The 12,625-nt window shown below is 74.1% G+C and carries 8 protein-coding genes and 2 pseudogenes; 4 read left to right on the top strand and 6 right to left on the bottom strand.

The features are described 5' to 3' along the window. The first annotated feature begins 109 nt into the window (after positions 1–109). Entirely contained in the window at positions 110–1,318 is a 1,209-nt protein-coding gene (locus tag ABZ234_RS30360; RefSeq protein WP_355014293.1) for an amidohydrolase family protein, read from the top strand. Between the two features lie 34 nt (positions 1,319–1,352). On the opposite strand, the gene holA is transcribed toward ABZ234_RS30360, so the two are convergent. Further along, on the bottom strand, positions 1,353–2,315 hold the full coding sequence (gene holA, locus ABZ234_RS30355) for a DNA polymerase III subunit delta (protein ID WP_355014292.1): 963 nt from the start codon (positions 2,313–2,315) through the stop codon (positions 1,353–1,355). Between the two features lie 726 nt (positions 2,316–3,041). On the opposite strand from holA, the gene ABZ234_RS30350 reads away from it, so the two are divergent. Beyond that, entirely contained in the window at positions 3,042–3,704 is a 663-nt protein-coding gene (locus ABZ234_RS30350) for a globin domain-containing protein (protein WP_355014291.1), read from the top strand. 72 nt (positions 3,705–3,776) lie between these two features. Further along, complete coding sequence (locus ABZ234_RS30345) at positions 3,777–4,433, top strand: pyridoxamine 5'-phosphate oxidase family protein (RefSeq protein ID WP_267945999.1); 657 nt, start codon at positions 3,777–3,779, stop codon at positions 4,431–4,433. 154 nt (positions 4,434–4,587) lie between these two features. Here ABZ234_RS30345 and ABZ234_RS30340 read toward each other — a convergent pair. The 4 genes and pseudogenes from ABZ234_RS30340 to ABZ234_RS30325 all read right to left on the bottom strand — a co-directional run. Continuing rightward, positions 4,588–6,888, bottom strand: a pseudogene (locus ABZ234_RS30340) (ComEC/Rec2 family competence protein); the annotation flags it as partial. 55 nt (positions 6,889–6,943) lie between these two features. Next, a complete protein-coding gene (locus ABZ234_RS30335; protein WP_355014290.1) occupies positions 6,944–8,290 on the bottom strand; it encodes a helix-hairpin-helix domain-containing protein in 1,347 nt (448 codons plus the stop codon). Positions 8,291–8,925: 635 nt separating this feature from the next. Next, positions 8,926–9,195 carry a 30S ribosomal protein S20 gene (gene rpsT, locus ABZ234_RS30330; protein WP_267945997.1) on the bottom strand — a complete coding sequence of 90 codons (270 nt, stop codon included), beginning with the start codon at positions 9,193–9,195 and terminating at the stop codon, positions 8,926–8,928. A 237-nt stretch (positions 9,196–9,432) separates the two neighbouring features. Beyond that, a complete protein-coding gene (locus tag ABZ234_RS30325; RefSeq protein WP_267945996.1) occupies positions 9,433–10,407 on the bottom strand; it encodes a hypothetical protein in 975 nt (324 codons plus the stop codon). 253 nt (positions 10,408–10,660) lie between these two features. Here ABZ234_RS30325 and lepA point away from each other — a divergent pair, with 253 nt between their 5' ends. After that, positions 10,661–12,502, top strand: a complete 1,842-nt coding sequence (lepA, locus tag ABZ234_RS30320) for a translation elongation factor 4 (protein WP_267945995.1) — start codon at positions 10,661–10,663, stop codon at positions 12,500–12,502. Positions 12,503–12,532: 30 nt separating this feature from the next. Here the strand turns inward: lepA and ABZ234_RS30315 are convergent. Continuing rightward, positions 12,533–12,625: pseudogene (locus ABZ234_RS30315) on the bottom strand (asparaginase); the annotation flags it as partial.

Raw genomic sequence — 12,625 nt, 5'->3', positions numbered from 1 at the left:
GACCCTGTCGGATCGTTCCAGATACGAGGTCGTTATGTCCGCCCGTGCATCCCGCGACCGTGTACCGCACTCGCGCCGGCGGATCTGACCGACGAGGGCGGAAAACCCCATGACGGTAGTACTCCTCAGCAACATCGGTCGGCTGTGGACCGGGAACGAGATGCTCACCAAGGCCGCGCTCCTCATGGACGGGGACCGCGTGGCCTGGGTCGGACCCGCCGCCGAGCTGCCCCAGCGCATTCCCGGCGTGGTGGACGACCTCACCGACGTCGACGACGTCGTCAACATCGGCGGCGGACTCATCACGCCCGGGCTGGTCGACGCCCACTGCCACCCGGTCTACGCGGGGGACCGCTACGCCGAGGTCAACATGTGGGCGAAGGGCGCCTCCAAGGGCGACATCTTCGCGGCGGGCGGCGGCGTCTCCACCACCGTCACCATCACCCGCGGGACCGACCCCTGGACCCTGTGCAACGCGGTCCGCGAACGCCTGCGGCACTGGGTCCTGACGGGCAGCACCACCGTCGAGGCCAAGACCGGCTACCACCTCACCAGGGACGGCGAACTGGCCGACGTGCGCCTGCTGCGCTCCCTGGAGGAGGAACCGGGGATGCCGCGCCTGCACGTGACCTTCTTCCCCGCGCACGGGGTGCCGCCCGAGTTCTTCGGACGGCCCAAGGACTACGTGGCCACGGCCGCCTCGTGGCTCAGCGACGCCGCCCTGGCCGGTGCTGACGGGGTGGACGTGTACTGCGACAACGAGCAGTTCACCACCGAGGACGCCCGCCTGCTGCTGGGCGTCGGCCAGTCGGTGGGGCTGCGCACCACCCTGCACGCCTGCTCCCGCCCCCGGCACGGCGCCGTGCGGATGGCCACCGAGCTCGGCTGCTCGTCGGTGGACCTCCTGCACGAGACCGACGACCGGGACATCCTGGCACTCGCCACCACGCGGACCCCCGTGGTGGCCTGTCCGACCACGTCCCTGCACGAGCGCCGCACCCCGCCGGTACGGTCCCTGCTCGACCACGGGGTGCCGATCGGCCTGGGCACCGACCACAACCCGGGCCTGGCCGGGACCACGTCGATGCCGCTGGTGATCTCCCTCGCCATCTCCATGTTCGAGATGACCGTCCACGAGGCGCTGCACGCCGCCACCGTGGGAAGCGCCCACTCCCTGGGGCTCCGCGACCGGGGCATGCTGACGCCGGGAAACCTGGCGGACCTGGTCCAGTGGGACGCCGACCACGAGGGCGCGTTCGCCTGGTCGATGGGACTGAACACCCTGCGCGTCTGGCAGGGCGGCAAGACCATCCGCTGACGCCCACGCCCGTGACCGCTCGGGGCGGAACCGGTCAGCGGACCCCTCTGGCACGGGCGATCTCGATCACGGCGCGCTCCAGCGCGTACTCGGGGTCGCGGCCGGCGCCCTTGATGAGCTCGTCGGTCTCGGCGACCACCGCCATCGCCCGTGTGACGCCCGCGGCGCTCCATCCCCGGGCCTGCTGGCGCAGCGTGCGCAGCTTCCACGGCGGCACCTTGGCGCGCTTGGCGAGATCCGCCTCGGACATCCCGCGCGGGGGCTGCGCGGCCACGGCGATGCCGCGCACCGCGCCTGCCAGGGCGCTGTTGATCAGCACCGGGGCGGTGCCCACCGCCAGCGACCAGCGCAACTGCTCCAACGCCTCGGGCAGCCGGCCCTCGACCGCGCGGTCCGCGACGCTGAACCCGGAGGCCTCCGCCTTGCCGGAGTGGTAGCGGGCCACCGCCGCGCCGTCCACCCGGCCCTCGGTGTCGGCCACCAGCTGTGTGCACGCCGCGGCGATCTCCCTCAGGTCGGTGCCCACCGCGTCCACCAGGGCCTGGGCGGCGTCCGGGGTGATCTGGCGACCGGCGGCGGTGAACTCGCCCCTGACGAACGCCACCCTCTCGGGGCCCTTCGTCGGCCCCTTGCAGTCCACCCGTTCGGCGCCCGCCTTGACCGCGGCCTGCAGCAGTGCCTTGCCCTTGTTGCCGCCCGCGTGCGTGAGCACCAGGTGGACGTCGTCGGCCGGGTCCTTCAGGTAGTCGGTGACGGTCGCGGCCAGATCCTTGACGAGGTCCTGGGAGGAGCGCAGCACCACCACCCGCCGGTCGCCGAACAGGGAGGGGGAGGTGACCTCCACGACCGTGTTCACGGTCACCTGGGAGGGCGCCAGGTCGTGGACGTCCACGCCGGGGTCGTTCTCGCGGACCGCCGCGACGACGGCGGCGACGGCCCGGTCGACGAGGAGCTCCTCGTCGCCGACGATGATCGTGAGCGGGGCGGGTGCAGGCATACAACGAGGATGCCACGAGCCGGGGACGGTTGCCGCCCGGTTCCCGCGGCCGGTCGGCGGGGTGCCGGTGCGTTCCTCCGTCCTTCCCGTCTCCTCGGGTCACCACGTGCGGTGGGGGCGGTTCGGAGCGGATATGTGGTCGGATGGCGACGGAAGGTACGCTTCGGTAACTGTGTGACCTCTGGACACGTCTGTTACAGTGCACGACACATACCAGCACAGAGGGTGAGGTATGCGAATATTCGCCTTTTTGCCCCCCTCGACATATGGTCTCCGGGACTGTCCCGGCTCCCAGGGGAGACCTGAGACCGGAAATGGCAAGGCAGCGTTGAGGGATCCCGCAATCTCGATACTGTCGGACGCCCGTCGCGTCGGTTCCCCCCGCACCGGGGGCCACGCGCACGGGCGGCCCCCGGCGCCGGCGACGGACCGTCGCGGTGAGACCGGGGGCGGCGCGCGCGTCGACCGCTCCGGAGCACCACCCCCGTTCCGACGCCGGCGCTGAGGCGCCCCCGGCACACAGAGGCCCCCGCACCGCCGGATCCGTCCGAGCCCGGGGGCGCGCAACCCGAACAAGTGAGCACCGACCGGTCCGCGTTCGCCCGGAACCGTGGTCGGGCCGCAGCGGGGCATCCCAGAGGCCCGTGGGCCGCGCCGACCGCGCGGACCCCCTTCGTGGGCCACCGCCCTGCCGCGCCCCCGCCACCCGAACACCTGGAACCGCCCTTGCAACCCCGCCGTATCACCGAAGTCCCTCTGCCCAACGCCTCGGTCATCGAGGCGGTACGGGAGTCGTGCGCGTCCCTGCCCACCGGCTCGACGCGGCTCTCCGAGAGCTTCTACGCGAACCTCTTCGTCATGGCGCCCGATGTCCGCGCCATGTTCCCCGACGACATCCGGCCGCAGCAGAGACGCATGGCCGACGCCCTGGTGGAGGTCGTCCGCTATCTCGACGCGCCGGACCACGTGGCGCAGTTCCTCCGGGAACTGGGCGGCCGGCACTACCGGGAGCTCGGGGTCAGGCCCGAGCACTACCCCTTCGTGGGCCGCGCCCTCGTCCGCGCCGTCAGCGAGGTGTCACCGACCTGGTCGTCCTCCATGAGCTCGGCGTGGGTGCTGGTCTACGAGTGGATCACCGCCACCATGCTCGCGGGCGCGGAGGACGCCATCTCCAGGGAGGAGGGCGCCCGCCGCTCCCCCGGGGACGCCGCGCCCCGGGGCGACGACCGTCGTCCACCCGGGGACCGGGACCGGTCCGGCGCGCGGTCCTCCGCGGGGGACCAGCGCCCCTCGGACGCCCGGCACGCCTACGACACACCGCGCCCGTCCGGTGCCCGGCACGCCTACGACACACCTGGTCCGTACGGCGCCTCCCAGCCGACCCGCTGACCGCGTCCGGCCGCCCGGGAACCCCCCATTCCCACCCCTGTCCCGTCCCCGTCCCCTCGAAAGTCCATTGTGATGAGTGAGACCGACCAGAGCCGAACGCCGGGTACCGAGGGCGAGCGCTACGTCCAGACGGTCACGGGCACGACCGAGCGGGCCGACCGCTTCTACCAGGACCAGATGCTGGACCGGCTCAACCCCCGGATGCGCGAGTTCATCGCCCGGCAGGAGATGCTGTTCATCGCCACCTCGGACAGCAAGGGCGAGTGCGACTCCAGCTTCCGGGCAGGACCGCCCGGTTTCGTCCACGTCGTCGACGAGCAGACCCTGGTCTACCCCGAGTACCGGGGGAACGGGGTGTTCGCCAGCGCCGGGAACATCATGGAGAACCCGCACATCGGACTGATGTTCCTCGACTTCCAGCGCGAGAGGATCGGCCTGCACGTCAACGGCCGGGCCCGTCTCCTGGAGGACGAGAAGCTGCGGGGCCACGTCCGCGGGCTCCCCCACCCGGAGGTGCCGGGGCAGAAGGCGATGCTGTGGACCATGGTCCACATCGAGGAGGCCTACATCCACTGCCGCAAGCACATCCCCCACCTGCGCACCGTCGGCAGGGACGAGGTCTGGGGCACGGACGACGTCCAGCGCAAGGGCGGCGACTACTTCGCCGCCAAGCAGACCCCCTCGCCGTGGAGCACGCCCCGGGCCCCGGTCGCCGGCCGACACGCCTGAGCGGCCCGGCGCGGGGCGCCGGGGAGGCCCCGCCGCGCCCACCGTAGCGGCGGGACGGGCGGGCGGACCGCGTCCGTGGCCCGGCCCCGCTCCCGGGCCGGGACGGCGGGACCCGGCGCCCGGGGCCGGGGCCCCGGGTCACGGCGATGCCCGAGCCGGACGCGCCGTCGCCCAGGACCGCCACGTCGCCGTCGCGGTCCGTGCGCAGGTTGAGCTCCGCGACCCGTTCCAGGATGCCCCACGTGAACGGCGCCGGGTGCCCGTACGGGTTGTCCGCGCCCACCGAGGTCACCGACACCACCGGATCGGCCGCCTCCAGGAACGCCGGTTCCTGGGTCCCCGCCCCGTGGTGCGGTGTGGCCAGGACGGTCACCGCGAGCAGCTCCGCGTCCGGCCCCGCCAGCAGCCGGCGCTGGGCCGCCTCCTCGACGTCGCCGGTCAGCAGAACGGAGGGCCCCGTGCCGTCCGCGCGCACCACCATCGAGGTGTCGTTGAGCGAACCGGCGAACGCCGGGTCGGGCCACAGCACCCGGAACAGCCACGGCCCGACCCGCAGGGCCCGTCCCGGCACCGCCTCCGCCAGTTCGACGCCGGACCCCCTCAGCAGCCGTCCGACGGGGGTGTCCCCGAACCCCGGCGGCGCCATGGCCGAGTGCACACTGCGGTGCCGCAGCACTCCGGGGGTCCCGTCCACGTGGTCGGCGTGGTCGTGGCTGAGGAGCAGCAGCGGGACCTCGCGCACGCCGAGGCGCCGCAGGCAGTCGTCCACCAGGTCCGGGTGCTCGCCGGTGTCGGCCACCACCGCGGAGCCGGGAGCCACGGACAGCACCAGCGCGGTGCCCTGCCCCACGTCGCACGCGACCAGCGCCCACCCCGAAGGCGGCCACCCGCCGGGCAGGCACCGCGCCGCCAGGGCGAGGAGCAGCGCGGCCGCCAGCGCCGCCGCGACCGCCCTCCGCACACGCCCGCGGGTCAGCACGACGGCCGCCAGGACGGCCGCCAGGAACACCCCGCCCGCCAGGTCGGCCCGCCACGGCAGCGCCCCGTACGGGATGCGGGCGCCGGCCCCGGCGACCGCCGCGATCCACGACACCCCCAGCGCGGGCAGGTGCACCGCCACGGAGGCCGCGCCCGGCCACACCGCGGCCAGGGCCGCCACCGCGGAACCCGCCACGGTGACCACGGCGACCAGCGGCGCGGCCAGCACGTTCGCCGGGATCGCGACCCACGACAGCTCTCCCGAGAGCACCACCAGCACGGGGGCGACGGCGATGTGGGCGGCCACGGCCACGGCGAACGCCTCCGCCACCGGGGGCGGCATGTGCGCCGACCACGCCCGCGTCCAGACGGGCACCAGCAGCAGGATGCCCGCGGTGGCCAGGACGGAGAGGGCGAAGCCGTAGGAGGCCGCCAGCCCGGGGGAGAAGAACAGGACCCCGACCACGGTGGCGCTCAGGGCGCCGAGCCCGGCGTGCGCACGCCCGGTCGCCAGCGCCAGCAGCCCCAGCGAACCCATGAAGGCGGCCCGCACCACGCTCGGCTCCGGGCGGCACACCAGCACGAAGAGCCAGATCATCACCGCGCCGCCGGCGACCGCGCACCAGGGCGGGGCCCGGAGCAGCCCGGCCGCCGCCAGGACGAAGCCGGTCAGGATCGCCAGGTTGGCGCCGGAGACGGTGAGGAGGTGCGTCATGCCGGTGGCCCGGAAGTCCTCCTCGGTGTCGGGCAGGAGCAGGGAGGCGTCGCCGACGATCAGTGCCGGGAGCAGGCCGCGCTCCGGCTGCGGCAGGTCTGCCGAGGCCTCGCGCAGGCCCTCCCTCACCCGGCCGGCGAAGGCCTGGGCCCGCCCCGGGGCGGTGACCTCCTCCGGCGGCCCGCGCACCAGGACCAGGGCCGCGGTCAGGGGGTCGTCCTCCGCCTCCAGGAAGACGCCCCTCGCCCGGAAGGACTGGCCGGGCAGGAGGCCGCGCCACTCCGGGCCGGAGGCGAGGACCACCACCGGGGCCCGGGAGGCGCGGGGACCGTCCCCGAGCCGGACCCAGGCGGTACGGGAGCGCACCACCCACTCGGCCCGCCCCGGGCGGTGCGTGCCCGCCCGGGACACGGGATCGCCCGCCACCACCGCCCCGAACTCCACCGCACGGCCGTGCAGGGCCGCCTCCGCCGCGGCGCTCCCGGCCACACGGTGCACGTGGACCCCGGCCACCGACGCCACGGTGGCCGCGCAGACCAGGGCCGCCGCCACGGTGAGCACGGCGGCCTCCGACGGGGGCCGCGAGACGGCGAACAGCGCCAGCGCCGCACAGCCGGCGACGCCGCCGAACACCCACGCCGCCCACGCGGGAGCCGCGAGGGCGCCCAGGGCCGCGGTCCACGCCGCCAGGGCGGGTGCGAGCAGCCGGAGGTCGGAGGGCCGGCCCAGGCCGTACGCGTCGCTTCCCAGCCACGTCACCATGCTCCCGGCTCCCCCGCTCCGGGGCCGGGCGCGCAGCGGCTGTCCGGCACGGCCCTCACCCCGCCGTCGCGTGGGGGGCGAGGTCGGCGAGCACCTTCTCGCCGATCCTGTCCACGTCGAGCAGCTCGTCGACGCTGGCGAACGGCCCGTTGGCCTCCCGGTGCTCGATGATGTTCCGCGCGATCACCGGCCCCACCCCGGGCAGGGTCTCCAACAGCGCGCTGTCGGCCCGGTTGACGTCGACGAGGGCCTCCGTGCCCGCCGCAGCCCCGCCGCCCGCCGTTCCCGCCCCGGCGGCGACCGGAGGCTGGGGAACGCCCACGAGGACCTGTTCGCCGTCGACCAGGGCACGGGCCAGGTTGAGCAGGTCGAGGTCGGCGTCCGGCAGGGCGCCGCCCGCCTCCTCGACGGCGTCGGCGACGCGCGACCCGGCCGGCAGGGTGTACAGGCCCGGATCGGCCACCTCGCCGCCCACGTGCACGACCAGGTCGGCGTCCGTGCCGGCCTGCGCCGGCCCGTCCGGGGGGACGGCCACTGAGGGCTCGTCCCCGCCCGTGTCCCCGCCTGCGGGGTCGCCCGCGGGGCCGCTCTCGGCGGGCGCGGAGGCGGCCTGGGCGACCATCTCCGGCGCCCGCACGGTCGCGGGCCGGTCCTGCAGCACCAGGACCGCGGTGACGGCCAGGGCCCCGACCGCGACCAGGGCGAGCACCGAGCGGCGGGACAGGGTCGCGTGGGGCGGCCAGCGCCGCGCCAGGCGCTCCAGGAACGCGCCCGGGGGCTCCGGGACGAACTCGGTGTACCCGGACGGGGGCCGTGACCCCCGCCGGTGCCGTCCGCGTTCCTCGTCCGGCTCCGACCACGGTCCCGCCGGGTCCAGGAGGCGGTCCGCCGGATCCGGTCCGGGTGCCCCGGCTCCGCGTTCCTCGTGGTCGGCGGGGACGTCCCGGAGCGCGTCGCGCGACCGGCGGTCCGCCGGGGCCCCCGCCGAGCCGTCCGGTGTGCGTCGGAGGGGCCCGTCCGACGCGCGGGGCGCCGGTCCCCGGGACGTCCGTCCGGGCCCCGGGCCGTGCGAAGCGCTCCCGCCCTCCCGGCGCGTGCCCGCCCCGGGGGCCGGCTCCTCCCGGTACCGCTCGCGCACCACGGCCCTGCGGTGGGCGTCCTCCTCCCGGTCCGACCCCTCCCCGAAGGGGACGGCGGCTCCGGTCCTCCGGGCGCCCTCCTCCCGGTCCGCTCCCGTCCGGTGACGGTCGGGCGCCGCCCGCCTGCGGCGGGGGACCGCCGTCCCCGGCGGCCCCTCCCCGAAGGGGACGGCAGCCCGGGGCCCGGGCCGGTCCGCGCCGTCGCCGCCCGGAGCGGGCCTGCCGCAGGCGGGCGGGACCGGCGGCGCCGGGGGCACGGCCACCGTGTCCTCGTGGTGCCTCTCCGGCCACACGCGGGGGGTCGCACCCCGACCCGGGGGAACCCGGCGCCCGGGCGGCGCCTTCCTCCCGGGGACCTGCGGACGGTACGGCACCTCCGAGCCGTCCCCGTCCACCGCGTAGGGGGCGCTCGGGACGGGCGGGCCGTCGGGTCGCGCGTCCCCGGCCGCGGGGGCGGCGTGCCGGGGAGCCCCCGGCCGTCCGGGGGACGCCGGGAACGGGGACGCGTCCCGTGCCGGGGCGGTGAGGGCGTCCGCGGTGGGCCCGCGGGCGGTGCGGGCCCCGGGCGGGGCCACGCCGCCTCCCGGCCGCGCGGCGGGCGCCGGGGCCGGGAACCCGGGCGGCAGGGGGCCGAGAGGAGGCCGGGGGATACGGGCCCGCAGCCTCCGGGCCGTGGGGGAGGAGTCCAGGGTGAGCGCCCGGAGCCGGGCCTGCTGGTCCGGCACGGAAGGGTGACGCCGGGGACGGCGCGGAGCGGTCATACGTCAACGGTAGGAAGACGCGGACCCTCTGTCACCGCCCGGTTCCGACCTGTGGACAACTCGCCGGGAGCGACCGCCGCCGGGAACGACAAAACCGGCCCGGTGCGGACACCGGGCCGGTCAGCGCAGGTCGGCCCTTAGGCGGACTGAAGCTCGTGCAGGCGCTTGGCGATCGCGCTCTTGCGGTTCGCGGCCTGGTTCTTGTGGATGACGCCCTTGCTCTGGGCCTTGTCCAGCGCGCGCGCGGCGTCGCGCTGCGCGACGGTGGCCTTCTCGACGTCCCCGGCCTCGGAAGCCTCACGGAACTTGCGGACGGCGGTCTTCAGCGAGGAGCGCACCGCCTGGTTGCGGACACGGGCCTTCTCGTTCTGCCGAATGCGCTTCTTCTGCGACTTGATGTTCGCCATGCGAAAACGTGCTCCAGTTACTCTGATGATCGCGTCGGTCGAACAAGCGGCTCAACTCGCGGGCAGCCGTTCCGCGAGAGGCCAGGGTGGGCGCCGACGCCGGGTGTGTGAGTCCACGGGGCTCATATTGAAACGTGGAAGTCCGAGACACGGACTTCCAGTATGCAGCACACGGCCACCACTCGTGCACACCGGTCCCCGGGCGGACGCCCCCCGGGTCCCGCGCGGGACGTACGGCTAGGACAGCAGCCACCCGGCGGTGTACGCGGCCACGTCCGCCTCACCCGTCTCGTCCCCGAGATAGAACGCCACACCGAGCGTCCTTCCCTCCGGGGGCTCCGCCTGTGTGAGACCGAGCCTGATCCCGGCGAGCGCGGTCGCGGCCGACTCGTTCCCCACCCTCGGCCCCCACTCCCCGCCGCTGTGGGTCGGCAGGCCGAAGCGCACCGCGACGTCCTCGCGGGTGCTCAGGGCGGACAGGGACTCGGTCACCTGCCGCACCATGAAGCCCCCGTACATCGCCTCCGCGGGCATGTCCGCGCCCACGCCCGGGAGCACGACCTCGTCGGCGTGCTCGGCCATCCGGTCCAGGTAGCCCTTGGACCAGTACTTCTCCCCGCCGTCGGCGACGAACGAGGGGACCCGGCCGCCGGGCATCAGCTCCACGTGGTGCGCCTGCAGCGAGAGCACGGGGTCCTCGCCCAGCTCCCCGCGCACCAGCTCCATCAGCGCGGGCATGGACGGGTCGTTCACGGTCACCGGCCGGATGTCCAGGTGGACGCCGGCGAACCCGTCCGAGGCCACCTCGGCGACGGCCGGGGCCAGGGCCTCACGCGCCTCCTCCCCGAACCGGTCGCGGATCAGCGACGAGCCGTCCGCCCCGTGCCGGAGCCACGCCAGCGGCCGCACGTCCGGGTACTCCGAGCCGAGCCACGACAGCAGGGCCGCGGTGTCCTCCACCCGTTCCACGGAGCCCTCGGCGTCGATGTCGCCCGCGTACACGTACACCGTGTCCACCCCGCCGGTGTCGAGCACCCGCGCCAGGTTCCCGGTGTCCTCCCACGAGCCCACCCACGCGGCGTCGGCCCCCTGGGACACCGCCCACGGGGCCGGCTCGCCCGAGTACTGGTAGGCCAGCAGCGCGCCCGCGCCGACCAGGACCACCGCGATCGCGGCCAGCCCGGCGAACACCCGTGTCAACAGCCACTTCACCCGATCGCTCCTCGCACGCTCCGGCCGGGCCCGGGACCCGTGCGTGAACGGCGCGTTCCCGGCGCCGGGTCACATAATCTGGACACGAACCCCGCACCCGAACCCCATACTGCCGCACGGACGGCGGTCGTCACCGGGGAGGGCGACCCCGTCGCCATGGGATGATTGACGATGCCGTGGACCCACGCCGCGGCGGGGCGGTGACGCCGCAGGCGCACACGCGACCCGGACCCCAACCTGTGAACGGAGCACGGTGGCACAGCCGAACTGGACCGATCCCGCGCTGATCCGCAACTTCTGCATCATCGCGCACATCGACCATGGCAAGTCGACGCTGGCCGACCGGATGCTCCAGATCACCGGGGTCGTCGAGGACCGCCAGATGCGCGCCCAGTACCTGGACCGCATGGACATCGAGCGCGAGCGCGGCATCACCATCAAGTCGCAGGCCGTGCGCATCCCGTTCACGGCGCTCGACGACAAGACGTACACGCTGGACCTCATCGACACCCCCGGGCACGTCGACTTCACCTACGAGGTCTCGCGCTCGCTCGCCGCCTGCGAGGGCGCGGTCCTGCTGGTGGACGCCGCCCAGGGCATCGAGGCGCAGACCCTCGCCAACCTGTACATGGCGCTGGAGAACGACCTCACCGTCATCCCCGTGCTCAACAAGATCGACCTCCCGGCCGCCCAGCCGGAGAAGTACGCGGAGGAGATCGCCGGCATCATCGGCTGCGACCCCTCCGACGTGCTCAGGGTCAGCGCCAAGACGGGGCAGGGCGTCGAGGAGCTCCTCAACGAGATCGTCAACCAGATCCCCGCGCCCGTCGGCGACGCCGACGCGCCCGCCCGCGCGATGATCTTCGACTCGGTCTACGACACCTACCGGGGCGTCGTCACCTACGTCCGCGTGATCGACGGCAAGCTCAGCCCGCGCGAGCGCATCCAGATGATGTCGACCCGGGCCTCGCACGAGATCCTGGAGATCGGCGTCAGCTCGCCCGAGCCCACCAAGGCCGGGGGACTGGGCGTGGGCGAGGTGGGCTACATCATCACCGGTGTCAAGGACGTGCGCCAGTCCAAGGTCGGCGACACCATCACCGCCCTGAACAGGCCGGCGACCGAGATGCTCGGCGGGTACCAGGAACCCAAGCCCATGGTGTTCTCGGGCCTGTACCCGATCGAGGGCACCGACTACCCGGTGCTGCGCGACGCCCTGGAGAAGCTCCAGCTCAACGACGCCGCCCTGGTGTTCGAGCCGGAGACCTCCGCGGCCCTGGGCTTCGGCTTCCGCTGCGGTTTCCTCGGCCTGCTGCACCTGGAGATCACCCGGGCCCGCCTGGAGCGCGAGTTCAACCTCGACCTCATCTCCACGGCGCCCAACGTGATCTACCGGGTGGACATGGAGGACGGCACCGAGCACGTCGTGACCAACCCCAGCGAGTTCCCGTCCGGCAAGATCGCCGCGATCTACGAGCCGATGGTCAAGGCGACGGTGCTCAGCCCCTCCGACCACATCGGCCAGATCATGGAGCTGTGCCAGGAGCGGCGCGGCGACCTCCAGGGCATGGACTACCTGTCCGAGGACCGCGTGGAGATGCGCTACACGCTGCCCATGGCCGAGATCGTCTTCGACTTCTTCGACCACCTCAAGTCGCGGACCAAGGGCTACGCGTCCCTGGACTACGAGCCCACCGGCGAGCAGCAGGCCGACCTGGTCAAGGTCGACATCCTGCTCCAGGGCGAGGCCGTCGACGCGTTCTCCGCGATCGTGCACAAGGACAAGGCCTACACGTACGGCGTGGACATGACCAAGAAGCTGCGCGAGCTGATCCCGAGGCAGCAGTTCGAGGTCCCCATCCAGGCGGCCATCGGCGCCCGGGTGATCGCGCGCGAGAACATCCGCGCCATCCGCAAGGACGTGCTCGCCAAGTGCTACGGCGGCGACATCAGCCGTAAGCGCAAGCTGCTGGAGAAGCAGAAGGAGGGCAAGAAGCGGATGAAGATGGTCGGCCGGGTCGAGGTGCCCCAGGAGGCCTTCATCTCCGCCCTGTCCACCGACGGCGGCGGTGGCGAGGACAAGAAGAAGAAGTAGTCCCCCGGGCCGGAGGACGACGGAGGAGTCCTCGCCGCACACCTCCTCCGTGGTCTCGCGGACGAGCACCTGGAGGGGGTGGTCCGGGTCGAGGTAGTCGCCGGTGCTCCACCCGCGGGCGAC

Source organism: Nocardiopsis sp. NPDC006198, from assembly GCF_040613895.1.
Taxonomy (GTDB): Bacteria; Actinomycetota; Actinomycetes; order Streptosporangiales; family Streptosporangiaceae; genus Nocardiopsis; species Nocardiopsis tropica.
This window is presented reverse-complemented; position numbering and strand designations above follow the sequence as displayed.

Excerpts from the sequence above, each read along its gene's own strand:
- holA (WP_355014292.1), bottom strand. The coding sequence starts at position 2,315 with ATGCCTGCACCCGCCCCGCTCACGATCATCGTCGGCGACGAGGAGCTC.
- ABZ234_RS30345 (WP_267945999.1), top strand. The coding sequence starts at position 3,777 with ATGAGTGAGACCGACCAGAGCCGAACGCCGGGTACCGAGGGCGAGCGC.
- ABZ234_RS30360 (WP_355014293.1), top strand. The coding sequence starts at position 110 with ATGACGGTAGTACTCCTCAGCAACATCGGTCGGCTGTGGACCGGGAAC.
- rpsT (WP_267945997.1), bottom strand. The coding sequence starts at position 9,195 with ATGGCGAACATCAAGTCGCAGAAGAAGCGCATTCGGCAGAACGAGAAG.